General features: G+C 58.6%; 27 protein-coding genes. 16 read left to right on the forward strand and 11 right to left on the reverse strand.

The window, feature by feature from the left end; translation table 11 throughout:
- The first annotated feature begins 327 nt into the window (after nucleotides 1-327).
- The 15 genes from phnF (at nucleotide 328) to MCRY_RS06575 (ending at nucleotide 12,328) form a co-directional block, all read left to right on the forward strand.
- Nucleotides 328-1,053, forward strand: a complete 726-nt coding sequence (phnF, locus tag MCRY_RS06505) for a phosphonate metabolism transcriptional regulator PhnF (RefSeq protein ID WP_085628677.1) — start codon at nucleotides 328-330, stop codon at nucleotides 1,051-1,053.
- Entirely contained in the window at nucleotides 1,050-1,493 is a 444-nt protein-coding gene (locus MCRY_RS06510) for a phosphonate C-P lyase system protein PhnG (protein WP_085628678.1), read from the forward strand. Before phnF ends, MCRY_RS06510 begins: the two co-directional genes overlap by 4 nt.
- On the forward strand, nucleotides 1,493-2,026 hold the full coding sequence (gene phnH / locus MCRY_RS06515) for a phosphonate C-P lyase system protein PhnH (RefSeq protein ID WP_085628679.1): 534 nt from the start codon (nucleotides 1,493-1,495) through the stop codon (nucleotides 2,024-2,026). The genes MCRY_RS06510 and phnH overlap by 1 nt, the downstream gene beginning before the upstream one ends.
- A complete protein-coding gene (locus tag MCRY_RS06520) occupies nucleotides 2,026-3,090 on the forward strand; it encodes a carbon-phosphorus lyase complex subunit PhnI (protein WP_085628680.1) in 1,065 nt (354 codons plus the stop codon). Before phnH ends, MCRY_RS06520 begins: the two co-directional genes overlap by 1 nt.
- Nucleotides 3,087-4,001, forward strand: coding sequence for an alpha-D-ribose 1-methylphosphonate 5-phosphate C-P-lyase PhnJ (locus MCRY_RS06525; RefSeq protein ID WP_085628681.1), 915 nt, complete (start codon nucleotides 3,087-3,089; stop codon nucleotides 3,999-4,001). Before MCRY_RS06520 ends, MCRY_RS06525 begins: the two co-directional genes overlap by 4 nt.
- Nucleotides 3,998-4,795: an ATP-binding cassette domain-containing protein gene (locus MCRY_RS06530; protein WP_085628682.1), complete on the forward strand. Its 798-nt coding sequence runs from the start codon at nucleotides 3,998-4,000 to the stop codon at nucleotides 4,793-4,795. The genes MCRY_RS06525 and MCRY_RS06530 overlap by 4 nt, the downstream gene beginning before the upstream one ends.
- Nucleotides 4,792-5,511 carry a phosphonate C-P lyase system protein PhnL gene (locus MCRY_RS06535; protein ID WP_085628683.1) on the forward strand — a complete coding sequence of 240 codons (720 nt, stop codon included), beginning with the start codon at nucleotides 4,792-4,794 and terminating at the stop codon, nucleotides 5,509-5,511. Before MCRY_RS06530 ends, MCRY_RS06535 begins: the two co-directional genes overlap by 4 nt.
- Nucleotides 5,498-6,673, forward strand: a complete 1,176-nt coding sequence (locus tag MCRY_RS06540; RefSeq protein ID WP_085628684.1) for an alpha-D-ribose 1-methylphosphonate 5-triphosphate diphosphatase — start codon at nucleotides 5,498-5,500, stop codon at nucleotides 6,671-6,673. The genes MCRY_RS06535 and MCRY_RS06540 overlap by 14 nt, the downstream gene beginning before the upstream one ends.
- A gap of 101 nt (nucleotides 6,674-6,774) precedes the next feature.
- Nucleotides 6,775-7,575, forward strand: coding sequence for a phosphonate ABC transporter ATP-binding protein (phnC, locus tag MCRY_RS06545; protein WP_085628685.1), 801 nt, complete (start codon nucleotides 6,775-6,777; stop codon nucleotides 7,573-7,575).
- A gap of 36 nt (nucleotides 7,576-7,611) precedes the next feature.
- On the forward strand, nucleotides 7,612-8,532 hold the full coding sequence (gene phnD, locus MCRY_RS06550) for a phosphonate ABC transporter substrate-binding protein (RefSeq protein WP_085628686.1): 921 nt from the start codon (nucleotides 7,612-7,614) through the stop codon (nucleotides 8,530-8,532).
- A 122-nt stretch (nucleotides 8,533-8,654) separates the two neighbouring features.
- A complete protein-coding gene (phnE, locus tag MCRY_RS06555; RefSeq protein WP_085628687.1) occupies nucleotides 8,655-9,602 on the forward strand; it encodes a phosphonate ABC transporter, permease protein PhnE in 948 nt (315 codons plus the stop codon).
- The gene (gene phnE / locus MCRY_RS06560) at nucleotides 9,599-10,456 is read left to right on the forward strand and encodes a phosphonate ABC transporter, permease protein PhnE (RefSeq protein WP_085628688.1); all 858 of its coding nucleotides are present in this window, start codon (nucleotides 9,599-9,601) and stop codon (nucleotides 10,454-10,456) included. The genes phnE (MCRY_RS06555) and phnE (MCRY_RS06560) overlap by 4 nt, the downstream gene beginning before the upstream one ends.
- 228 nt (nucleotides 10,457-10,684) lie before the next feature.
- Complete coding sequence (locus MCRY_RS06565; protein WP_085628689.1) at nucleotides 10,685-11,314, forward strand: DapH/DapD/GlmU-related protein; 630 nt, start codon at nucleotides 10,685-10,687, stop codon at nucleotides 11,312-11,314.
- Nucleotides 11,286-11,849, forward strand: coding sequence for a hypothetical protein (locus MCRY_RS06570; protein ID WP_085628690.1), 564 nt, complete (start codon nucleotides 11,286-11,288; stop codon nucleotides 11,847-11,849). Before MCRY_RS06565 ends, MCRY_RS06570 begins: the two co-directional genes overlap by 29 nt.
- Entirely contained in the window at nucleotides 11,846-12,328 is a 483-nt protein-coding gene (locus tag MCRY_RS06575) for a hypothetical protein (RefSeq protein WP_085628691.1), read from the forward strand. The genes MCRY_RS06570 and MCRY_RS06575 overlap by 4 nt, the downstream gene beginning before the upstream one ends.
- A gap of 408 nt (nucleotides 12,329-12,736) precedes the next feature.
- Here MCRY_RS06575 and MCRY_RS06585 read toward each other — a convergent pair whose 3' ends face one another.
- The 6 genes from MCRY_RS06585 to MCRY_RS06610 form a co-directional block, all read right to left on the reverse strand.
- A complete protein-coding gene (locus MCRY_RS06585) occupies nucleotides 12,737-13,552 on the reverse strand; it encodes a sugar phosphate isomerase/epimerase family protein (protein ID WP_085628693.1) in 816 nt (271 codons plus the stop codon).
- A gap of 129 nt (nucleotides 13,553-13,681) precedes the next feature.
- Nucleotides 13,682-14,887 carry an alpha-D-ribose 1-methylphosphonate 5-triphosphate diphosphatase gene (locus tag MCRY_RS06590; protein ID WP_085628728.1) on the reverse strand — a complete coding sequence of 402 codons (1,206 nt, stop codon included), beginning with the start codon at nucleotides 14,885-14,887 and terminating at the stop codon, nucleotides 13,682-13,684.
- The gene (locus MCRY_RS06595; RefSeq protein ID WP_085628694.1) at nucleotides 14,887-15,531 is read right to left on the reverse strand and encodes a class I SAM-dependent methyltransferase; all 645 of its coding nucleotides are present in this window, start codon (nucleotides 15,529-15,531) and stop codon (nucleotides 14,887-14,889) included. Before MCRY_RS06595 ends, MCRY_RS06590 begins: the two co-directional genes overlap by 1 nt.
- Complete coding sequence (phnE, locus tag MCRY_RS06600) at nucleotides 15,528-16,331, reverse strand: phosphonate ABC transporter, permease protein PhnE (protein ID WP_085628695.1); 804 nt, start codon at nucleotides 16,329-16,331, stop codon at nucleotides 15,528-15,530. Before phnE (MCRY_RS06600) ends, MCRY_RS06595 begins: the two co-directional genes overlap by 4 nt.
- On the reverse strand, nucleotides 16,324-17,142 hold the full coding sequence (locus tag MCRY_RS06605; protein ID WP_138487906.1) for a phosphonate ABC transporter ATP-binding protein: 819 nt from the start codon (nucleotides 17,140-17,142) through the stop codon (nucleotides 16,324-16,326). The genes phnE (MCRY_RS06600) and MCRY_RS06605 overlap by 8 nt, the downstream gene beginning before the upstream one ends.
- Nucleotides 17,135-18,004 (reverse strand): PhnD/SsuA/transferrin family substrate-binding protein, encoded by an 870-nt coding sequence (locus tag MCRY_RS06610; protein WP_171046087.1) that lies wholly within the window; start codon nucleotides 18,002-18,004, stop codon nucleotides 17,135-17,137. Before MCRY_RS06610 ends, MCRY_RS06605 begins: the two co-directional genes overlap by 8 nt.
- 346 nt (nucleotides 18,005-18,350) lie before the next feature.
- On the opposite strand from MCRY_RS06610, the gene MCRY_RS06615 reads away from it, so the two are divergent.
- A complete protein-coding gene (locus MCRY_RS06615) occupies nucleotides 18,351-18,617 on the forward strand; it encodes a hypothetical protein (protein WP_085628697.1) in 267 nt (88 codons plus the stop codon).
- A 231-nt stretch (nucleotides 18,618-18,848) separates the two neighbouring features.
- Here MCRY_RS06615 and MCRY_RS06620 read toward each other — a convergent pair whose 3' ends face one another.
- The 5 genes from MCRY_RS06620 to MCRY_RS06640 all read right to left on the reverse strand — a co-directional run bounded on the left by MCRY_RS06620 (nucleotide 18,849) and on the right by MCRY_RS06640 (nucleotide 24,432).
- Nucleotides 18,849-20,567: a thiamine pyrophosphate-binding protein gene (locus MCRY_RS06620; RefSeq protein WP_085628698.1), complete on the reverse strand. Its 1,719-nt coding sequence runs from the start codon at nucleotides 20,565-20,567 to the stop codon at nucleotides 18,849-18,851.
- Nucleotides 20,568-20,577: 10 nt separating this feature from the next.
- On the reverse strand, nucleotides 20,578-21,528 hold the full coding sequence (locus MCRY_RS06625) for a hypothetical protein (protein ID WP_244897885.1): 951 nt from the start codon (nucleotides 21,526-21,528) through the stop codon (nucleotides 20,578-20,580).
- Complete coding sequence (locus tag MCRY_RS06630; protein WP_085628700.1) at nucleotides 21,528-22,832, reverse strand: TRAP transporter large permease; 1,305 nt, start codon at nucleotides 22,830-22,832, stop codon at nucleotides 21,528-21,530. Before MCRY_RS06630 ends, MCRY_RS06625 begins: the two co-directional genes overlap by 1 nt.
- Before the next feature lie 6 nt (nucleotides 22,833-22,838).
- A complete protein-coding gene (locus tag MCRY_RS06635) occupies nucleotides 22,839-23,369 on the reverse strand; it encodes a TRAP transporter small permease (protein WP_085628701.1) in 531 nt (176 codons plus the stop codon).
- Nucleotides 23,370-23,454: 85 nt separating this feature from the next.
- Nucleotides 23,455-24,432: a TRAP transporter substrate-binding protein gene (locus MCRY_RS06640; RefSeq protein WP_085628702.1), complete on the reverse strand. Its 978-nt coding sequence runs from the start codon at nucleotides 24,430-24,432 to the stop codon at nucleotides 23,455-23,457.
- Nucleotides 24,433-24,474 lie beyond the last annotated feature (42 nt).

Below are 24,474 nucleotides of genomic sequence, written 5' to 3' on the forward strand. Positions count from 1 at the left end.
CAGGCGGCCGGCTAACTGAAACGGACTGATCGCTACCCGTCAATCCTTCCAAGCTGCGATGTGGTTGCGGGAAAGTCACCAAAAAACTTGGCGCACTACAATCACCGCGATGGCAAGACTTTGGTGGTCCTTCAAGCCGCCGCCCGAAGGTCATTGGCCAATCTTGAGGCCAAGCATAGGTTATTTGTCAGATCGGCAATCTGGCAGCAGAGCGCGCACGCCTGCGCTGAATGTGTTTACAATAAATACGTCATCAATCTTTGTCAGGGGCGACACACAGCTGTCACAACCCGTGCCTAAACGTAATTCATTCGGATGAATATCAGTATGAAACGAGACCGCTGGCGCGAAATTCGCGCGACTTTGGAAAAAGAAATCATGGACGGCATCCTCGAGCCCGGGGCAAAACTCCCGACCGAGCCGGAACTGGTGCAGATCCACCAAGCCGGACGGCACAGCATTCGCCGGGCCATCGCTGAACTGGCCAAAACCGGTCACCTGAGCATTGAGCAAGGGCGCGGCACTTTCGTGCAATCGCGGCCCAAGTTGGAATACACGATTGGTCAGCGCACACGCCTTCGGCGCAATATGGCGTCCCAAGGCGTTGATGTGTCCGGTGCGATGCTGGGTGTCGAAAGGCTCGAGGCGTCCGCACATGTCGCCTCGCAGCTCAAGATCGACATCGGCGCAGACGTGGTCGCGACCCGGCGTCTAACGATGGCTGACGATGTGCCGATTTCGTTCGGAACTATCTATCATGACGCTAGCCGCTTTTCGTCTTACGCAGAGCGGCGCGAAGCCCTTGGGTCTGTGTCGCAGGTCTATGCATCTTACGGAATTCAGGATTACGTCCGCGCCAGCACGCAGATGTTCGCACGCGCTGCAACTGACCAAGAAGCGCGTCAATTGCGCCAGCATTCCGATATGCCGGTGATCGTCATCTCTGCAGTGGATGCAGAGATGGATGGCACACCCTTGGCCTTCAGTGAAGTGATCTGGTCTGCCGCGCGCGTGCGATTCAGCATAGACACAACCGGAGATCCAGAGACATGACCCGACCGCCGCAAAGCCTGCAAGGGTGGACGCATGAAGCGCAACTTTCCGTTCTCGCACGAGCGGACACCGCCCGGCTCAAGGCCTTTGCCGATCCATTGATCACTGATTTGCCCGACATCTCGGTCGTTGAGAACCGCACCGGGCTTGTGATGCTGCCAATGCGTGACACGGCGCAGGGGACACATTTTCACCTTGGCGAAGTGCTGATGAGCGAGGCGCGGATTTCTGCCGATGGGCAAGAAGGCTACGCGATGCGGCGCGGTCGCGACCTTGCGGCGGCGATGGCAATGGCGGTGGTCGATCTGGTGGTGGCATTGGGGCATGCGCAAGATGCGTGCCGCGCGTTCCTCGAGGCCGAAGCCAAAGCGCAATCAGATGCCGACACTCTAACCCTTCGTCGGGTCGAGGCGACCCGTGTTGATATGGAGACGTTCTGATGAGTGTTTTTCCTGTCCCGTCGGCTTTCGAGACACGCAGCAACGCCACGTTCGATGCCATCATGTGGGCTCTTGCCCGTCCGGGGATGACCCGGGACCTGCCTGAAGAGGGTATGGCGCAGATCGTCGAAGCGTTGATCGACCGGGAATGTGCGGTTCATTGCGCAAACCCCGAATTGGCCAACGTCGCGCGGGCTGCAGGTGCTTTGATGGTGGCGCTTGATGCAGCGGATCATGTCTTTGTCGAAGATGTACCTTTGGCTTTGCTGGATCAGCTGCGATGCGGGTCTGATCTGCATCCTGACGATGGTGCAACCTTGATCGCTTGCGCGGACCTCTCTGGCGGATCGCGGGTGCGGATGACCGGCCCCGGCGTCGATGGCAGGGTCGAGCTGTTGATCGGCGGATTGCCCGCCGATTTCTGGCACCGCCGTGCGCGGGCCATGCGCTATCCGATGGGGTTTGAGATTTTGCTGGTCGACGGAGCGCGCATTCTGGGTGTGCCTCGGTCAACGGTTGTGGAGGTGCTCTGATGGCATATGTGGCAACACGTGGCGGTGAACGCGCCATCGAGCAGTCCCAACGCCTGTTCAAGGCCGAGATGGGAACGATCACGCCGGAACGTGTAGCCGAGATCCGCGCGGCCATGCCATATCTGATCGACCGGGTGATGGGAGAGGCGTCGCTTTACGATGAAGATCTCGCTGCGCTGGCCTTGGCGCAAACTGGCGGCGAATTGTACGAGGCGGTCCTTTTACTGCGGGCATGGCGGACAACACAGCCGCGCATCGCCGTGGCTGAACCTGTCACGCAGGGCGCGCTGTTCACGCATCGGCGTATCTCAGCCGCGTTCAAGGATATTCCCGGTGGGCAGGTGCTGGGCCCGACGCTGGACTATGCGCATCGTATTCTAGCGACCGAAGTGCTGGACGGTCAGACGAACAGCCCAGAACCGGTAGAGGCGGCAGCCAAGCCGTCGCCTGCACAGCAACCTTCAGTCGCGGCATGGCAGGCTGAAAACGGTCTGCTGAGCGGGGCGGTGTCGGACACTTTGACCGGCAACGACATTCCAGATGTCACCCGCGAGCCGCTCTTGTTCCCGGCCAAACGCGCCCACACGCTGCAAAGCCTTGCGCGGGCTGAAACCGGCGGCGTGCTGGCCTTGGGCTATGCCGCGCAGCGCGGTTATGGTCAGGCGCATCCGACGGTCAACGAGTTGCGCCTGGCCGAAGCAGAGGTGGTCGTCACCCATCCGCGAGGGACGCAGTTCAGCGCTGGGCGCGTGAAGGTAAGTCAGGCCGAAGTGGTTTCCAAGAAAGGCGAACAGCTTGAACTTGGTTTCTCGGCGACGCTGGGTTGGAACGAGGTCAAGGTGATCGCGGCGGCCACGTTGGACCTGAACTCAAAAGGTGCGCCCAAAGGGTCGGCAACGGAAGAGGAGTTCTTCCTCTACCACACTGAAGGTGTCGAAAGCTCTGGCTTCTGCATTCACTTCAAACTGCCGCATTACGTCACCTTCCAGTCCAGTCTTGATGCCATGCGCGACGCGAAGGCCAAGAAGGCCGCCAAGGAAAAAAGCCCGGAGCTTGCAGAATGACACTCAAAACTCTGACCAAACCTTGGGAGCCGATGTCGTACGGCTTTCTTGATGGGTCTGCCAAGCGCGAGATCCGGCGCAAGATGATCAAGGCGATTGCCGTACCTGGTTGCCAGATGCCCTATGCCAGCCGAGAAGTACCGATGGCGCGGGGCTGGGGCACGGGCGGGCTTCAGGTGTCGCTGACGCTGGTGAATCCGTCCATGCGGGTCAAGGTGATCGACCAAGGGGCTGACGATAGCGTCAATGCAGCATCGATCCGGCGCTTTATCGCGCGGGTCGCGGGCACGCCGACCACGATGGACACGCTTGACGCTGATCTGATCCAGTCGCGTCACCGCATCCCCGAGGAAGTTCTGCGCGAAGACCAAGTGTTGGTGTTGCAAGTGCCCAACCCGGAACCACTGCGCCCGGTGCAGCCAAACATGTCCATTGCCCGTCAGATGCACGCGGATGCGGATTACGGACGCATGTGGTTGCAGCTTTACGAACAGATCGTGCGATCGGGTCGGGTTATGCAGGGGGCAAGCTATCCGAGCCTCGTTCACGGGCGTCACGTCATGACGCCGTCACCGATTCCGCGATGGGACGTCCCGAAATTGCACATGGCAAAACACCTTACCATCCTGTCGGCCGGTCGCGAAAAGCGCATCTTTGCGGTGCCGCCTTTCACCCGGGTCGAACCACTTGTTTTCTCTGACGTGCCTTACAGGGTCGAGGAGCACGCAGAATTGACCTGTCATAGGTCCGGCACGCGCGGATTTTTCATGAATGAAATCCCGCAGGACAACGGAACCTCGACCTTTGAGGTTTCGGACAGCGAATGGGGTGTGAAGTCAATCCGCCGCCGCGATGGCGAAGACGTTGCGCTGGGCGAGACGTGGTACAAGAACGGAAAGATGTCGTCATGACTCTCACACTCGACGCGCCACGCATCGTCACCACGCACCCGCTTTTGCAGGTGCGAAATGTCTCCAAATCCTACGGGTCGGTAAAGGCGCTACGCGATGTCTCGGCCTTGGCCTATCCAGGTGAAGTGTTGGGGATCGTTGGTGAAAGTGGGTCTGGTAAGTCCACGCTATTGCGCATGATGAACCTTGAGGAAACGCCCAACACGGGAAGTTATACGCTCGACCTGCCGGATGTTTCGGGCAATCTCTTTGACCTCGATCGGTTTGCCCGGCGGATGCTGTGTGCGACCCGGATCGGCATCGTCTACCAGAACCCGCATCTGGGCTTGCTGATGAAACATTCGTCTTCGGGCAACGTGGCTGAAAGGCTGTTGGTGGCGGGCGAACGCAGCTTTGCCGTACTGCGCGCCAAGGCCACAGCGGCGCTTGAAGCGTCGGAGTTTCCGCTCGACCGGCTGGATGCGCCGCCCATCGAACTGTCCGGCGGGATGCAGCAGCGGGTTCAGTTGGCCAAAGCCATAGCACTGGAACCTGCACTGCTGTTGCTGGACGAACCGACCACTGGCCTTGATGTCAGTGTGCAGGCGTTGGTTTTGGACACACTGAAGCGGCTGCAACAAGAGCGGCGGATCACAATGGTGATCGTCAGTCACGATCTGGGTGTGATCAAGACTCTGGCGGATCGCGTCATGGTCATGCGGGGTGGTGCGGTGGTCGAGGCAGGCCTTGCCGATCAGATATTTCAGGACCCGCAACACGCCTATACACAACAATTGGTGCACGCAAAGCTATGACCCCGGTTCTGGACATCGAAGGCCTGAGCAAAGGCTTCACCCTGCATCACCTTGGCAATCAGATCGAGGCGTTCGACAATATCTCGTTCAAGGTAGCGGCTGGCGAGTTCGTTCTGCTGAAAGGTGCGAACGGGGCAGGTAAGTCGACCCTTCTGCGGACGCTGTATCGCTCCTATCTGCCGCGTGCGGGGGTCATTCGGTTTCATTCGGTACATGGCCCCATCGACCTTGCGCGTGCGGCAGATATCGACATCGCTCATTTGCGCCGGACCGAGATAGGGTTTGTCACCCAATTTCTGCAAGCCCGTCCGCGTGTCAGTGCCGAGGCCATTGTCGCAGAACCTTTGCGCCTGCACGGCGTACCTGCCGACGAGGCCTTGGCCCGCGCACGCGCGGCGCTGTCGACCTTTGGGGTCAAGCAGGACTTGTGGAAGGCCTATCCCACCACCTTTTCGGGCGGTGAACAGCAAAAGGTCAACCTTGCGCGGGCTTTGATCCTGCCGCAGAAATTGCTGCTGCTGGATGAACCGACGGCATCGCTCGATGCGAATGCGCGTAAGGCGCTGGTGTCTCGCTTGGCCGAATTGAAGGCCGCGGGAACCGCGTTGATTGGGGTGTTTCACCACCCCGGAGACGTTGAAATACTGATCGACCGTGTTGTCGATCTGACACCCGAGATCACCCAAAGCGAGGACCGGATGGATGTGGATATCTGACGTTACGCTGATCCTTCCCGACCGTGTTTTGCCCTGTGCGTCACTGCGGGTTGTGGAAGGCAAAATTGCTGAAATCGTGGACCGACCTGTAGTGGGCGGTATTACTGGGCCAGACCTGACCGTCTATCCCGGTTTTATCGACATGCATGGCGACATGATCGAGCTGGAGCTTGAACCGCGCGCGCGGGTCGATTTCCCGATGGAGGTTGCATTGGCGTCTCTGGACGCGCGGCTGGCGGCCGCCGGTGTTACGACGGCCTATGCTGCAGTGTCATTCTCGCGCGGTGCGCGTGATGGCGAACGACGATCCTATGCGCATACCAGCCAGGTCATCAGACAGATTCATGCGATGCGCACCACTTGCCGCGTCGACCACCGTATTCATGCCCGGTTTGACATCACCTTTGACAACGCGGTGGGTGTTCTGGGCCAATTGCTTGCTGATGGTCAAGTCGATCTTGTCTCGCTCATGGACCACACGCCAGGGCAAGGCCAGTACCGCAACCTTGAGGTGCACGTCAAAAACAAAGCGGCGCATCACGGAATTTCAGAAACCGAAGCGCGCCAGATGGTGGCCAATGCCATTGCTGTTCGATCTCGACCGCAAGAAATCCTAATGGCGAATATCCGTTCTGTGTCGCAAATGTGTGCCGCGCATGGCGTGTGCCTTGCCAGTCATGACGATGACACCGTTTCGAAGGCGCATTTGATGGCGGACATGGGGGCAAAAATCGCGGAGTTCCCTGTGACGATCGAAGCTGCCCAGGCTGCGGTTGCAAAAGGTCTGATGACCGCGATGGGCGCGCCGAATGCCATGCGCGGGCAAAGCTATTCCGGCAACCTTTCCGCGCGCGATCTTCATTCGGCGGGGCTGCTGCACATTCTGGCGTCAGACTATCATCCCGGTGCCATTCTTGCCGCTGTTAAGGCTTTGGCGCCGAACGATCCGGATGGGCTTGCCGGTGCGGTGCGATTGGCATCTGCCAACCCGGCACAGGCTTTGGGACTGTCTGACCGGGGCGCGTTGACAGTTGGTCAACGGGCCGATCTTTTCTTGGCCGACGCTCTGGGACGCGTGGTTCTGACCTTGTGCGCAGGAGAGATCGTTCACAGTAACGGAACTGTGGATATGTTGCCGTCTCGCTCAATGGCATTCGCTTAGATCCGGGGTGCAAAGTTCAATGAATTGTCATTGGGCAGTGCAGTAACTGTTACGTTCCAAGCATAGGGTCAGACCAAGGAAATTCATTCGGATGAATCGTCATGGCTGCCACCTTGTCACTCTCCAACGTGTCCCGTGTTTTTGGCGATACTCGCGCCGTTGACCAGGTCACACTCGATATCGCTCCGGGCCAGTTTGTCGGAGTGATTGGTCGCTCTGGCGCTGGCAAGTCGACGATGTTGAGGCTGATCAATCGGTTGATTGATCCATCCGAAGGCTCAATCTCGTTTGATGGGTCTGAAATCACCACGCTCAAGGGGAAGTCCCTGCGCGCATGGCGGCGCGACTGTGCGATGATCTTTCAACAGTTCAATCTTGTGGACCGTCTGGACGTATTGACCAACGTTTTGATCGGTCGGCTCGCCGAACATGGTTTCCTCAGTTCAATGGCAATGCGGTTTACCGATGCGGAACGCACAATGGCGTTGCAGGCGTTGGACCGTCTGGACCTTGTCCCACAAGCTCTGCAACGCGCGGGTACGCTGTCTGGTGGTCAGCAACAACGCGTCGCCATTGCCAAGGCATTGGTGCAGCAGCCTAAAATTATGCTGGCGGATGAACCCATCGCCTCGCTCGATCCGGCGAATGCAACGCTAGTGATGGATGGTCTCAAACAGATCAACACCGAAGATGGGCTGACCGTTCTGGTCAACCTGCACACGCTGGATACCGCACGGGCCTATTGTGACCGCATCATCGCAATGCGCGCGGGCCGTGTGTTCTTTGACGGAACCGCCGCGCAGCTGACAGATGATGTGGTTCGCGACATCTACGGAACTGAAGGCCTGCGTGACTTCAACGAAGCCGTGACCTCGACCCAACGGATCGCGGTGCCTGCCTGACCCAACTGCCATACTCAAACCAAGGGAAGATGACCCATGAAATTGCTCACAACCACAGCACTGGTCGCCATCACGGCTACAGCCGCAGCAGCCGAAGGCTGGAAAGATGATTATCAAGTTCTCAAGTTCGGCATTCTGTCGAGCGAGAATGAAAAAGACCGCCTGATGCGCAATGAGCCGCTGCGCGGATACCTTGAGGAAACCCTTGGTGTTGAAGTCGAAATCTTCACAGCCGGCAACTATGACGGCGTGATCCAAGCGCTGTCGGCGAACCAGATTGAAATCGCACGCCTTGGGTCTTCGGCCTATGCTGCTGCGTTTACGGCAACCGACGGTGGCGTTGTTCCCACGCTGACAACGCAGAAAATGGACGGCACCACGGGGTATTATTCGATCGTCGTTTCCCGTTGCGACAGCGGCATCAAAAACCTCGAAGACGCCAAGGGCAAGGTCCACGCATTTGCCGACCCTGACAGCACCTCTGGCTATGCTGTGCCCTACTTCAACATGGTCACGCGCGAAGGCTTCAAGCCCGAAGATTATTTCGGCACGGTGACTTTTTCCGGCAGCCACGAAGCAGGCGTGACGGGCGTTGTGAACGGCACGTTCGACACGGCGGCAACCTATCAGAACAACGCAGTAGATGGCATTTTCCAGCGTATGGAAGAAAAGGGCATGATCGAACCCGGTCAAGTCTGCACCATCTGGGAAAGCCCCGAGATCACGTCTGGCCCTTGGACCTTCCGCAAGAATCTGCCCGAAGCTCTGATCGAAGATGTGACAGCAGCCATCGAAGAGTTCCCGACCGCCGATCCTGAGGGCTACAAGCTGTACTCGTCCTGGACAGTCGAAGATCCGAACCCCGACACAGGCTTTGTGCGGGTCAATGCTGAGCGTTACAACTGGATCGTCGACATGCGCGCGTGGATCAAGGAACAGCGCCGTTCTGGCTCCTGAGTATTTGACATGACAGGGCGGGGGACACTCCGCCCAGCACCCGTGGCGCTTTCGTGCTGCCACGGGTGCGATCATGACATATGCAGCGCTGCGTCCAGCCGGCTGCGTCTGCGAGGATTACCATGACCGCAACAGCTGATTTCAACGATATCTCGCCGGATGACAGCGTTTCTGCGCTTTCAAAGTTCGAGGCGGACTTTGCCGAACAACGCAGACGGTCACGGTTGGCCTGGGCCATCGGGACGGTTTTGTTCATTCTGGCCTTCGCGTTCACCTCTTGGATCGGGGACTTTTTCAAGGTCACCCAGGTGACGATGCCGGACGGGTCGCGAGAATGGCGTTGGATCATCCCGGCAGGCATCCCACGTCTTGGCGAATACATTGAAAAAACAATCCCGACTTTGCGCTGGGACACACTTGGCGCTGATTTCGCCAATTGGTTTTGGCGCTGGAAGATCTGGATGGAGCTGTTGTTCGAAACCATCCTCATCGCGTTCATGGCCACCGTATTCGGCGTGATCGGTGGCTTTTTGCTGTCATTCCCCGCATCACGGAACCTGTCGCCCAACGCATGGGTTCTATGGATCACCCGCCGTTATCTTGAGATCGCCCGCACCGTGCCGGAACTGGTTTGGGCTTTGATCTTTGTCTTCTGCTTTTCCGTCGGTCCGATGGCCGGGGTTTTGGCCATCGGGCTCCATGCTGCGGGCGCGTTGGGCAAGCTTTATTCCGAGGTCAACGAGAACATTGACATGCGCCCATTGGAGGGTGTGAAAGCTGCGGGCGGGACATGGTTCGATCAAATCCGCTACGGTGCTGTCCCTCAGGTTCTGCCAAACATCATCAGCTACACGCTGCTCCGCTTCGAGATCAACGTGCGCGCCTCGTCAATCATTGGCTACGTCGGTGCAGGTGGGCTGGGACAGGAATTCCGCACCGCAATGAGCTTTCAGGAATACACCGATCTGTCGGCGCTTTTCGTGATCATCTTCGTAACCGTGATGATCATCGACTACGGCTCCGAGAAACTCCGCCACCGGATCATTCATCTTGAGGAGAACCGGCCATGAACATCACTCAAGACCAGATCGCCAAAGCGCGCGACCGTGTTCCGCTGGCCTTCCAAGCCCCGTTGCAGGTGCGCGTGCGCCGCTATGCGCTGTGGGTCTGCTTCACAGGATTGTTCTGCTGGTGCCTTTACGATTTCAACATCTCGCCTGCCCGCATCTGGGAAGGTCTGGGGCGCTTTGGTACTGTCGCGAGCTTTATGTTCCCACCCTACATCTGGACCTCCTGGGCTGAGTTTTCGGAAATCTTGAATGGCTTGGGGGAAACGTTGGCCATCGCGTTTCTGGGTACGGTCCTCGGTGCGGTCTTTGCGTTCCCACTATCTTTCCTTGGGGCCAAGAACATCAACCGATTGAATTGGCTGCGCCTGTCGACGCGCCGCGGCTATGATGTGATCCGCGCCTTTGAGACACTCATCCTGGCATTGATCTTTATCCGCGCGTTCGGCCTTGGACCGCTGGCGGGTATCCTCGCCATCGCGGTGAGCGAGATCGGGACTTTTGCAAAGCTGTTCTCTGAGGCAATCGAGAACACGTCGAACAAACCTGTGGAAGGCGTCAAGGCCTCGGGTGGGTCGCGTCTCCAGCAGATCCGCTATGGCATTGCCCCGCAGGTCAATCCGGTGATCATGTCGATCCTGCTCTACAACTTCGAATCCAACGTCCGTTCCGGCACCATTCTTGGGATCGTCGGTGCGGGCGGGATCGGCTTTCTGCTGTCCGACCGTATTGCGGCTTACAAATGGGGCGAGGCGTGGTCGATCATCTTTCTGATCATCGCCATGGTCTATGTGATCGACTGGTTGTCGGGCATTGTGCGTCAACGCCTGATCGGCAAGACGGATTTGGCGAAGTGACACCATCGAAGCGGGTTCTGGTCATCGGTAGGGCAGTAGCCCAAAGCATGGGCCGATATGGCTGACGGGTGCCTCGATCAATTGGGCATCGTGCAAGGGGTGCTTTGGATCATCTGTCGCCTGCAAAACTGGTCGCGCCAATTAACACGTATTTTTCAATAGGTTCGCATTGCCGAAGGTTCGTGTGACCGGCTTGGACGATGCGAACGCTGTAACGGAGACCTTGACATGAGCGGAGCCGGATCAAAGAAACAACTGACCGAAGCGCCCAACATCCACCCCGAGGCTAGCGTCGTCGATTGCGACTTGGGCGCATGGACGGAGGTGGGCAAAGGTACGTCTATGCGTGCCGCGTCGATGGGGGACTGGTCCTACATCACGCAACATTGCCACGTGGTTTGGGCCAGCATCGGCAAGATGTGCTCCATCGCGAACTCGACCCGGATCAATCCTGGAAACCACCCGACATGGCGTGCGGTGCAGCACCACAGCGTTTACCGGGCTGAGGCGTATGGCTTGGGCGAGGACGACCACGACTTCTTCGAATGGCGCAAGGCGGATTGGGTCACCATCGGGCACGATGTCTGGATCGGGCACGGTGTGACGATCACCGCAGGCGTGACCATCGGCACAGGCGCTGTAATCGGGGCAGGGGCAGTGGTGACAAAGGATGTCGCACCCTATACCGTAGTCGGAGGCGTGCCCGCTCGGGTGATCAAACGCCGCTTCACCGAACCCCAGGCCGAGGCACTTCAGGACATAGCCGTCTGGGATTGGTCACGAGACACATACCGCGCGGCATTGCCGGACATTCGGGCGTTGGACATTGATGCCTTCATTGAAAAATATCGAGACTGAGGCCCCGCCCGAACAACCGGCGCGCGCCGTTTTCGACACTGGTTTTTACATTTTGGCGCTGTCTGCCTTGGCCGCTGGTGTTCTGGTGGTGGTGCTCAAGGGATGGGATCGGGCGCTTGAGATCGCGCAAGACGAAATGATGTTCATGGCGGTGCTGGCCCCCAAGATCGCGGCGGGCATGTTCATCGCGGCCACACTGCCGCTTCTTCTGCCACGCGATAAGGTGGCGATCTGGATTGGGCGGGAAAGCGGAATGCGAGGGTTGCTTCTGGCGGCGTTTGCCGGGGCGGCCATACCCGGTGGCCCTGCAATGACCTTTCCGCTGGCGGCAAGCTTCGGGCTTGTGGGTGCGGATGTTGGCGCCATCATGGCTTTTGTCTCAAGCTGGGCGCTGCTGAGCCTCAACCGCACCCTGATTTGGGAGTTTTCGTTCCTGCCGGTCGATCTTGTGTGGTGGCGTGTGCTGCTGTGCTTGCCATTCCCGATCCTGATCGGTCTGGCCGCCCGCGCGGTCTTTGGAGGACGGGACGCTTGAACATCCTGATCGGTACGGTTCTGCTGGGAACCGTCGCGCTGTGGCTCTATTGGAAACTTCCCAACGCCGAATGGCGAGCGGCAGGTATGGCGAATGCCTGGCGTATGGCGCAGTTCACCGCACCCCGGATCGTCGTCGCTCTTCTGGGTGCGGGTTTTTTTGCTGAACTTCTGCCGCCCGAGCAGGTGCGCGCCCTGTTCGGCGAGGGGGCAGGAGTGTCAGGTGTCCTTTTGGCCATTGCCTTGGGGCCGATCACACCGGGCGGCGCATTCGTCAGCTTTGCGGTCGGCGCTGCAGCACTCAAGGCCGGAGCCACATCCAGCCTTGTTGTGACCTATGTCACCTCTTGGTCACTTTTTTCGGCATCCCGTTTTCTGGCGTATGAATTGCCGCTCATGGGGCGGCAGCTTGCGCTGCGTCGGTTGCTGCTGTGCCTGCCTGTGCCCTTCTTGATTGCCGGGGCCGCCCATATTGTCTGACGTGGTTAAGGTTGGGCCATTACAGGCCAACACCCACGCGCGCGCACCAAATTGGTTACTGGACGCAACACACCAACGTATCAAGTTCGGTTCCAAGTAAGCGTCTGTTTACCTTGAAACGCCAGCTTTCGAATGAGTTTCTGCGCGGGCAATCCAGTTCTGGATACTTTCCTTCGGCGCGCCGAAATACTCGGCAGAGTTCGTGTCATCGAAAATGTGTTTTCGGGGGTCGAAGACCCGTGGGGCCCTGGCCGATTTCTGTTTTATCCAAACCGCGATCACTTGCTGTGTTTCGTCAAGTTCTGCGATGTAATAGGTCATAAAAGCTACCGCGTCTGGATTGTCTCAACACCGTGACGTTATTCAGCGGGTTTCGATTCGGCAAGTTTGACATTCATGCCTACCAATTCAAGTGACCAGACCAAGCGCGCGCAGATGATGGTAACCTGCTGGAATATGGTTTTTATTTCTGAGCTCTAAAACAAGATGAGGAGCGCTTTCGCAGTCCGCCAGCGCCCGAAACACAGCGGTCCATTCGATCTCACCTTCGCCCGGTGCCCAGTACCGATCTGCGTGGCCATCTACATCCTGAAGGTGGACATGGGCCAATTGATCACCCGCATCGCGTACGAAATCCTCAACCGGCGGTGCGCCGGACATGCGGCGTGCAAGCTGTGCGTGACCGGTGTCGATGGACAGAGCAATGGCGTGTGATCCAAAGCTGTCCACCATCGCGCGGCGGGTTTCGGGGCGCACATCCTGGATATTCTCGATGACCAAGGTCTGACCAGACTCTTTTGCAGCTTTCACAACCGGACCCAACGTATCGTGGATGCGGTCCAGCTTGGTTTCGGCATAACCTTTCCAGCTGAACACATTGTTCTGAAACCAAAGCGAGTAGGGCGAATGCAGCACCATCTGGCGCGCGCCGATACGGTCGGCTGCCTCAAGCGCTTTGAGCAGACGCGCGGTGATCAGCGGCTGTAGTTCGGCGTCCTTGTTGTCGATATCCAGACCTTCGAACGGTCCGTGGATACCAATGCGCCCCGTATGCCCATCGAGCGCCGACTTGACCGCCGAGATGCGGGCTTCGAACTCGGTGGTTAGCGCGGCATAGGACATGAAATCCTGAATTTCGATGTCGCGGGCTGTGTCGAACAGCCAGTCGCGGTGATCCGCGATTTCTGCTGCCTTGAGGCAGGCGCCAATCTTGAGAGCGGTCATGCATATGTCTCCTTGGAGCAAGATGTATCGTCCGTGATGTCGTCGCATTGCAAAGGCACAGCGCCATGACAGGACACCCGTTAATCGTGCCCGTATCGTTCGTCGCGGGCGGTTGGTGTCATGTGCTGGTCAACCTGCCGGGTGGCCACGATAGGCGGGTCTGCCGGCCACCCATGTTCCACAGATCGCGGGCGGGTGTCCGTCTGGCCAATCAACAAGAACCAGATCGGCACGTTTACCCACTGCGATGTCGCCACGATCGGCCAAATTCATAGCGTGGGCTGGCCCGGCAGAGACAAGCGACCAAAGCTGCAGTCGATCCGCGCGCCGATCCGCGTCGAGCCGTGCCACTGCGGCCAACATGGCTGGGTAAAAATAGTCCGAGGCCAGCGCATCGCACAGCCCGGCCTCGACCATGTCGCCTGCGGCGAGCGATCCGATATGGCTACCACCCCGCGCCGCGTTCGGAGCACCAAAGATTATCGTGTCGCCGTTGGACCGTGCCGCCTCTGCGGCCTCCATCACCATCGGGAACTCGGCCACATGCGCGCCTCGGTCACGAAACCATGCGCGGGTTTCGGCACGGGTGTCGTCATGGCTGAGCATTGGCGCACCTTTGTCGCGGGCAATCTTTGCAACCTTTTCTATGACACCGGGCACGTCGGTGCGCCGGTTCCAAACCTCTCCGAGGAGCGTGATGTAATCCTCTTCGCTGATCCCCGAGCGATGCGCCTTGGACGCCGTGCGCTTGCGCATACGGTCGTCATCCAGTTCGGCCACAGTGAAGTCAGGACTGAATTCGAACGCGCGATCCTGAATGGGGACATCATAGGCGCGCATCGTCATAGAGGTGTGATCGTTGAATGCCAACGACGGCAAAAGCGGGCCGTCCAGCGCCCAGGCAATCGTGTCCAAAGCTTCGAAAGCAAAGGTTTCCCAACGAAGCTGTACGCGGTTTTCGACCAACAAGCGTGGAGCAAGATCCCGAATGGCCTGCATCAGGGTGCGACCGCGGTCCACGTCACGCAGCCCCGGTTCCCAACCAAGCGTGATCGCGTGATAGGCTGTGGCAATCCCGTTTGCGGCAAGCTGGCGGTCGGTGTCGAGCACCGCCGCCTCGGTCGGAAAAAACACGCCGGGGCGTGGCATCAGCTGCCGCTCGAAAGCGTCGCCATGCACGTCGATCAGCGCTGGGGCAAGAATCAAGCCACGACCGTCGATCACCTCGCCTTGCACAGGTCCACCGATCTCGACAATCATCCCGGTTTCAACAGTGACGTTGGTCTCGTGCATTCCGTCCGGCAAATAAACGCACGCGCCGGTAAAAGTCTGCATCACAACCGCTCCATCACCAAATGCCAATGCCACGATCCAGGGTTCTCATGTTCCCGGTCCTCGAGCCAGCGGCATTCGAACCCGGAAAACAAGGCCAGAAGTTCCGCCGCAGTACAAAAATAGTGCGGATGAATTTTGTCCGTGCCCGGCGCATCAAAGACCCAGGCATTGCGGCTGATTTCCCGTCCGGGATATTTCGCTTGTTCAAACGGCAAACGGCGTTTGGACAGCATGGTGCCAAGAAAGCTGCCATCGGGTTTCAAAACGCGGCGGATCTCTTCGATGGTGCGCAGCAGGATGTCTTCGTCGCTGTGGTAGATCACGTTCCAGCTGAGCACATTGTCGAAGTCATGATCCTCGAAGGGCAGGGCGTGCATGCGCGCTTCAACCGTTGTCATACCTCCCGCCTTGTCGATCTCGGCCAGGCCTTCGGGGGCCGCATCCAATGCGACTACGTCGAACCCCTGCGCGGCCAACCACAGCGCATGGCGCCCCACGCCTGCGCCCAGGTCTAGGACGCGCGCGCCGGGGGCAAGGGTGCTGGCCCAGCGTTTGACATCCTCTTCTGGAGACAGCCATTTGCTGCCCGCCTCAATCCCGGCCCACTGGTCGTTCCAGTGCTGATCCGCTGTGTCAGTCTTCACTGTTGGTCTCCGATAATGCGTATCCGGGCCCAGCCCGAGAGTTGTTCGATTGCGATGACCACAACTGCGATCATCAGGATCACCGTCATCGCGGTTGGATAATCGAAAAGGTCGAAACCGACCTTGAGTTCGATCCCGATCCCACCTGCGCCGACAAGGCCCAGAATGGTCGAGGACCGCACCGCTTTCTCCAACGCGAACAGCCCTGTCGAGATGAATGCGGGCATGGCAGCGGGGATGGTGGCGCAGGCCACAACGTCGATCTTGCGCGCGCCCGTGGCGGTCAGGCTTTCGGCTGGGCCTTTATCCGTTCCTTCCATGTCATCCGCGAAGAAACGTCCGCAGAAGCCGATGGTATCGACCACGATGGCCAGCATCCCGGCAAACGGTCCAAGCCCCACGGCGACGACAAAGACAAGCGCCCAAGCGATTTCGGGCACCGCGCGGATGAAGCCAAGGAGGGTCCGAACGATTTGGTTCACGGCGGGTCCGGCAATCAACCCGCGCGCCGCAACAAGTGCAATCGGCACCGACAGGATCACGCCGATCACCGCGCCTGCCACGGCGATTTGCAAGGTTTCGACCATCTTCCAGCCCAGACGGGCCAGCACTTGCGGGTCCATGTTCGGCGGGAACGCCCGCGATGCGAAATCGGCAAAGCGGGGTGGGGAAGACATCACCTTGTCGATCGAAAACCCAGCGCCTGCAAGGCACCAGAACACGATGACCAGTCCCAGCGTATAGCCAAGGAATGACACCGCAGAGGGCCGTTCCAGTCGGGCGGGGGAGAGGTCAGTCATAAAGCCCTCGCAGGTCTGAAGGAGACAGGGACGCGGCAGTGGCATCCAGTTGCAGTTTTCCATTCGACAGGCCCAGAATGCGATCGCCGAAGCGTAGGGCGTGTTCGATGTTGTGCGAGGTGAAGACGACCGTGACGCCTTCGTCCTTCACAAGTCGGAAGAACAGTTCCATCACGTCTTCACCTGCGGATGGGTCAAGCGAGGCGCAGGGTTCATCGGCAAAGAGAACCTTGGGTCTACTGACGATAGCGCGGGCGATGGCCACCCGTTGCGACTGCCCGCCCGAGAGGCGGTCCGCGCGCCGTGTTGCGAAATCTGCAAGCCCGACCTTTTCAAGCGCGTGCATTGCGGCGCTGCGCGATGCATCGGGGGCCAGCATATGGGACCAGTGCCGCAGACCGGGCGACTTGCCCAGAAAGCCGTGTACCACGTTGGACAACACCGACAGGCGTGGGACAAGGTTGTGTTTCTGTGAGACCAGACCGACCTGCGCACGCAAGCTCCGCAGCGCGGTGCCTTGCGCGGCAGAGGTTTCCTCCCCCAGCAGGTGAACGCTGCCCGCGCTCACAGGGATCAATCCCATCAGACAACGCAACAGCGTCGATTTTCCGGCTCCGTTGGCACCGACCAAAGCGACCGCTTCACCACGCGCCAGACGGAAGCTCACACCATCAAAGATCGCGGTATCGCCAAAAGTCTTTGCGACTTCCCGCGCCTCGATATCGACAGGCGAAACCAGGGCGCTGTGCGCCCCGGTTGCCACCGGTCGCGCTTGACGTGCGGCCGGGTCTATCAGATCGAGATCAGTCACCGATGAAGTTGTCGAACTGAGGATAGCCCGCGTTGGCATACATCGAGCGGACGTAGTCATAGGCTCCATCTTCGATAGCGACGAGGTCCATGCCAACATACTTGTCGTTCTCTTCATGTGCGGTGATGCCCGCGATGACCTGCGCCTTGCTGCCGAGGATGGCATCGCGCACCTTCATCGCGACGTCTTGCGGCACATGGGCACCGACCATGATCATGTCGTTGGGCAGGTCGCCCGAGCGTGCGATCATCTTGAAGAAACCGTAGGGCAGTTCGGACTGGCCGTTGCGAACGCCGACGAACGTGCCTGCATTCATGCCAAGAGCGTCAATGTCGCCGTTCTTGAGCGCCTCGAAGGCGATGTTGCGCGATGTGTGGGTCTTTTCGATGTCGTTCACTGGGTCGACGCCGTAATCCGCCAGCACTTGCATCGGGCACAGCATGTTCGAGGTCGATCCGATATCACCAAACGCCACCTTCTTGCCCTTGAGGTCGGTTGGCAGGTTGATGCCGCTGTCCGCCCGCACGACGATGGTGCAATGATAATCCGGACGGCCAAGACCGATCAGAGGTGTGGCATTCGTAAGTTTGTTGATGACGACGTATTCGGCAGGACCGGAAACAACGAAGTCCACGGTTTCGCCGCGCAGAGCTTCGGCAACGGCGGTGCGCGAGTTCACCGGGAAGAATTCGAAAGTGTCCCCGGTTGCCTCTTCCAGCGCGGACTTGAACGGACCCCATTCCAATTGAAGACGTTCCATCCCTTCGACGTCGGTCACGGCCAGTTTCCAGTTCTCCGCAGCCGCGCCGAATGCTGCGGTTGCAGCTAGGCTCAGGCCCAAAACGAGTGATTTGATTTTCATGACAGCCTCCATGGTCATTCATCCGAATGAATCGCTGAAGGCTGTGGCAGTCTTTCAAAGCTTTGATGAAGTCTTTGTAACAGGATCTGTTCTGTGGCCCGGCTTTGTTGAAACAGAGCAGTCCTGATCGCTGCGCTGTTCTGCTGGCGGCTGCGCCCGGGCGAGGCTGCGTTCTGGTCCACCCTCTCACTTATCCCGCTTGGGCTTGTCTTCCGCTACGAAGGACAGGGCCTGACCTTGCGCGCACTTTGGGACTGCCTTTGCTCAGCAGGTCGTATTGTGGTCGATATCGTATCGATCGGAGCAGCGGCCGGTCTGATCATCGGCCGGTCTGATCATCGGGGTCTTGAAAATCAAATTCCTCGGTTTCGCGCTGACGCTTTCACTGATTGAACTCGCGGGCGGTAACCTGATCCTTCTGCTCATCACGTCGGCAGTGCTTTCAGGGATCCTCGGCATGGGGATGCTGACGGTTGGCGTGTACATCCTGCTCGCGACACTGATCACCCCGAGCCCGATCGAAATGGCGGGCGATGTCGCCATCTGGGTGACACTTGGCCTTGCTGCCATCTGCATCCTGTCCGAGATGGCAATGTCCAAGCGTTCTGTTTGAAGCCGACAGGACTAAGCCGCGACCGCTGCGTGATCCACAAGAAAGCTCAGGTGTTTGCGCAGAAGACACTGTAAGTTTCAGGGAAACGCTGAAAATCGGTTTGCGGTGTCCGCAGCGGGTTCAGTCGCGGTCGAATGGTAACTGGCCTAAAGAGCGCGCAGGCTTCAAAAGGTCAGAGTGGCTGTGTTGGCAGCGGTCAGGTTGCTTGTCCTCGAAAATCCGGCGCAGTGCTTAGCGGAAATATGACAGCCCTTTGCTGCGTGCAGCATCCACCCAATTCGGGACAAACGGCACAATCTGATCCTGTGTTGGCACCATCATTTCGATAAAATTTGCGCCGGGATTTGCAAGAGCGGCCGCAAGGACCGGTTCAATCTGGTCCTCTGATGTGACGCGAGCCGCAGAAAAGCCAAAACCCTCGGCGACCTTAACATAGTCGACAGCGCCGAAATCGGTGGTCCACGGCGCATCGACGTCATCCAGCAGGATGGCTTCGCCCCGGATCCATCCATAGCTGTCATTGCGCATCAGGATCACGGTGATGTTCTTGCCGCTGCGCCGAATGGTTTCGAAGTCGCCCAGAACAAAGGCCAAGGACCCATCACCCGTAAGGCAAATCACTGGGCCGTCGCTGGCATACGCCGCGCCGATGGCTGCAGGCACGGAATAGCCAAGCGCACCCATCGAATAATTCGTCAGATAGCGTCGCCCGGCTTTGCGCACCGACATCAGGGCCGATGGATAGATCGCAGCAACCCCCGGCTCGGCGGTGATGATCCCATCATCAGGTAAAAGCTTATCTAGTGTCTGTGCCAATCGGACCGGCGACAATGTGCCTTTTGGCATGGGAATATTTGCGTTGAACACCGCATCCAGCGCTGATTGCTTGAGTTCCGTCAGATCTACAATTGGGCGATCAAGAACAGCGTTTTCTTGGCGGAGCAGCTCAAGCATGTATTCCAGCGTTGCCCGCGCATCGCCAACAAGCCCGACTGCAAGCGGGAAGTTATTGCCCACATGCGCTTCGGCAATATCGAGTTGGATGAACGTCTTGCTTTGCGGTGCGCCGTAAAGCTTCCAGTGGTTGGTCGAACTGGAATCCGTGTTTGACCCGATCAGAAAGATGGTATCGGCAGCCCCGGCATAGTCGTTGGCATAGCCCATGCCGCCCCGCGCACCGATCACGCGCAATGATAGAGGGTGGGTTTCGGGGATCGTGCCTTTGCCGGGTGTGGTGGTGGCGACGGGGATTTGCAACAGCTCGGCCAGTTCGAGCACCGCAGCACCAGCCCCGGAAATCAGCGCCCCTTGACCACACACGATCAACGGCTTTTCGGCGGCAAGGAGCAAGGCAATTGCCTGTCTGATTTTTCCATGATCCGCAACAGGCCGGTGCGCCGGGTAGTGCCGATACTCAGGCTCGGCATAGATATCGGTGATTTCGACCTCTTCGTGGAAGACATTGATCGGCACCCGAACGTGTACCGGGGCAGGGCGTCCCGATGTTGCCACCCGGAACGCGCGACGCAGCAGGAAGGGGATATCTTCCACACGTGTGAGGTAGAAGGATTCCTTGCAGATGCTTGAATACAGAGCCGTTTGGTCGAGTCCTGTCAGGCCGTGCTTCTTGTCCTGATTCACCGGAATGTCCGAGCTGAAAAAGATCACCGGAACCGACGACAAATATGCCTCGGCAATACCGGGAGCGCAATGGGTGACACCGGGGCTGGGCGCTTCGAGTACGGCTGGGCGACCTGTGACCTTGGCATAGGCCTCAGCAGCGAAGGAGGCGGTGCGTTCATCGCGCGTAAGGACGAATTTGATGGAAGACGAGTTCTGCCACTCCTTGTACCAGCCGATGGTCGTCTCGCCCGGCAATCCGAACACACAACCAACCTCGTGCAGCTCCAGCATCCTCAGAATGACCTGCGCTCCGTTCATCCGTGTCATGTGGTTTCCTTCAACGGTTTAGGTTTTCCGCACCCGCAGGGTCGCGGGGGCGAAGTGCTTTGCCAAGCAAAATGGGCGTCAGGTACATCGGGAATTGGTAACAGCCGATGAACAGCAGCACCCGGTCCATCACCTCGGGCGGCAGTGCTACGAGAAACAACGCGATATTGCGGTTTCCGGCGATGATGCTTGTTCCTGTGCGATCGCGCGTTTCGTCCTCGACGGGAACAAACCGATGCGCAAGAAGCTGAAGTCCGAAATTGACGGCAAAAGCGAATGCCAGCCAAGACGCGAATTGCAGCGGTGACGACAGCAAGGCAGGCCCGGCGGCGCTCATCAGGCCAACAACTACCACAGCCAGCAAAATAGCCGACCCCCCGTCAAGCGCGTTCCGGCCTGTGTCACCCATATCGCGCCAGAGAAACCACCGTACGGCAAAGGCCGTTCCAACCGCACCAAACACCACACCGATCAATCTGGCCGTGCCCAGCAAAGCCTGCACAGGAGACTCCACAATCGGAGAAAGCGTCAGAACCGCCAACGCGGTGAGCGGAAACAGCGCTGTCCCGACCAGCATGATCCGCATGGCCACCGAAGGGTCCTGCCCCATGAGGATGGTAAAGTTTGCGCTTCCTGTAACGGACGGTGCCGCCAAGACCAGAACAAGAGCCATGCCCCAAGGGGTTGACGCCATCCCCATCACGGACAAGACACTCAAGGCCAGAAGCGGCGCAATCAACTGGTAACCGATCACCGTCCGCAACGTATGGCCAATCGCTTTCAAGCTTCCCAGCGTCGCACGTGGCCCGATGCGCAAGGCTGCCACGAAAAGCAAGGCACTTACCAATTCCGGCAAAAAGGGCCTCATCGCCTGTGCGACCCCCGGCAGGGCAAGCCCCGCCGCCAGTCCGGCGACAAGGCTCCAGCGTCCGTGCCTTGCGGCGAAAGCGAGCAGGCGCACTATCGTTGTCGGATGTTATCAGGCAGCCATGTCGCCAGTTCGGGAAAGGCGATCAGGACAAAGACCATAACCACCATGATCAGGAACATCGGGATCGCCGCCTTGGCGATAAAGTTCATCTCGTGGGTCGTCATGCCCTGAAGCACGAACAGGTTGAACCCGATGGGTGGGGTGATCTGTGCCATTTCCACAACCACGACAATGAAAATGCCGAACCAGATGATGTCGATGCCAGCTTCCCGGATCATAGGTTCGACGACGGCCATTGTCAGAACCACAGACGAAATACCGTCAAGGAACATGCCGAGGATGATGTAGAAGACCAGCAGCGCCATCAACAATTCGAAGCGGCTCAGGTCAAGCGAGGCGATCAGGTCTGCCAATCCGCGCGGCAGGCCGGTAAAGCCCATCGACAGCGACAGGAACGCGGCACCTGCAAGGATCAGCGCGATCATGGCTGACGTTCGCACGGCGCCCATCAGGCTTTCGGTGAACGTGCTCCATGTCAAAGACCCCTGCGTTGCCGCCAGCACCAGCGATCCGATCACACCAAAGGCCGCAGCCTCGGTCGCGGTGGCAAAGCCAAGGTACATCGAACCGATGACCACAAGGATTAGGCAAATGACCGGGATCAGAAAGCGCGAGTTTTTGACTTTTTCGACAAAGGTCATCGGCTCTTCGGGGATAGGATTGAAGTCCTTTGACACGAAAGACATGACGGCCACATAGGCCATAAACATCGAGGCAAGCACCAACCCCGGCAGAATGCCTGCCATAAACAGCTTGGTGATCGATTCATTGATCGTGACGCCATAGACGATCAGCGTCAGGGACGGAGGGATCATCAGACCCAGCGTGGCTGCACCTGCCAGCGTGCCGATCACCATGTTTTCAGGGTAGTTGCGTTTGCGTAGTTCCGGGATCGACATCTTGCCGACTGTGGTCAGCGTTGCTGCGGACGACCCGGACACGGCCGCAAAGACCGTACAGCCGACGATGTTGGTGTGCACAAGTCCGCCGGGCAACCGCGCAAGCCACGGCGACAGACCGCGAAACATGTCTTCGGACAATCGCGTTCGGTACAGGATCTCGCCCATCCAGATGAACAGGGGCAGCGCAGTCAGCGTCCACGAGGACGACGCCCCCCAGACGCGGGTGATCATGGCATCGCCGGGCGGACGCGATGTAAACAACTCCATCCCGACAAAGGCGACGCCCATAAGCGCAAGCCCAACCCAGACACCCGAACCGAGGAGGAAAAACAGAACGAAGAGGAAGATGGCAATCGGGGCAAGCTGTTCCATGGTGCGTTACTCCGCGTGGCTCTGTTCAAGCAGATCGGATTTGATCCCGTGTTCGCCCTTAAAAAGGAGTTGAACCAGATGGTCCCAGAAGGCGATGGCCAAAAGGATGGCACCGACCGACATCGAAATCTGGGGAATCCAGATCGGGGTTTTATCAAGGCCTTGGCTGATCTCGTTCCAGCGCCACGACACATATGTGCCCTTAACGGCGTACCACGCAAAATAGGTCGCGATCAGCGTGCCGATGCCAAAGCAGAAGGTCTCTCCCCAGCGCCGCATACGCCCCAAGGAGTTCAAAACAATGGACACCCGAATGTGCGCGCCGTGGTTCAGAGCATAGGCAAACGCAAAGAACGACGCGGCCGCCATACAGTATCCGGCATAATCGGTTGCACCAGGAAAGGTGACACCTGACCACCGTGCCAGCATCTGCAAGACAATGATTGTCAGAATGGCGACCAGGAAAAACGCAGCGATGATCCCACCTGCCAGATAGAGAGTGTCAAGAATACGTCTGAGCCCGCGCGCTGCCGCCATTGTCTTGGTCCTGTCTGTGAAAGGTTTGAAAGGGGCCGAGGCAACGCCTTTATAAAGAAGATTGCCCCGGCCCGTTCATTTCTCGTCAGTTTCCGGCCTTGTAGGCATCCACAATGGCTTTCCCGGAATCGCCTGCAACGGCCAGCCATTCTTCGGTCATCGTTGCACCGATGGCCTGAAGTTCGCCAACAAGAGTGTCGCTGGCGGCCTCAACCGTCATGCCGCCCTCACGCAGGCCGTTCAGGGTGAAGTCGGTGTAATCCTTCGACCGCGCAAGACCTTCGGCTTTTGCAGCAGCGGCGCACTCGTTCATGACGGTCTTGCTCGCATCATCCAGACCGTTCCACGAATCCATGTTCACAAAGACAGCGTTGCGCGGCAGCCATGCGTCCACGATGTAGAAGTGGTTCAGATGTTCCCACACCTTACGGTCATAGCCCGTGGCACCCGACGAAATCATCGAGTCGGCCACACCGGTGGCGAAGGCCTGGCTGATTTCTGCGGCTTCGATCTGGACCGGAATCATGCTTGTGAGTTCGGCCAACCGCGCCGTTGCGGTTGAATAGGACCGGAATTTGACCCCGTTCATATCCGCAACGGAATTGACCGGGTCGCGGAAATAAAGGCCCTGCGGCGGCCACGGCACCGAATAGAGGTAGTGCAGGTTGTCTTCTGCCAGAACCTCGGCAACGGCCGGGCCTGCGATTTCCCAAAGTTTTTCGTGCTCATCAAAAGAGGACACAAGGAACGGGATGGAATCCACACCGTAGAGCGGGTTCTCGTTCTCATGGGCCGACAAAAGGCGTTCGCCGATAGCGGCTTGGCCGGTTTGGACTGCGCGCTTGATTTCGTTGCCTGGGAAAAGCGAACCAGATGGGTGGGTCACAACTTCGAGGTCGCCGCCGCTTCCATCCGTGACGCACTTGGCGAAATTCGCACCGACTTCCGAATGGAAGTTCGTGGCGGCATACGCCATCGGCATATCCCATGTCTCGGCCATGGCCGGAGCGGCCACGGTGGTCGCCAGCGCGACACCTGCGGTTAACTTCATGAGCGTTTTCATTTTTTGGTCTCCCTGTGGTTTGGTTCAGTTTCTTGATTTGAT

Source organism: Marivita cryptomonadis, from assembly GCF_002115725.1.
GTDB lineage: Bacteria > Pseudomonadota > Alphaproteobacteria > Rhodobacterales > Rhodobacteraceae > Marivita > Marivita cryptomonadis.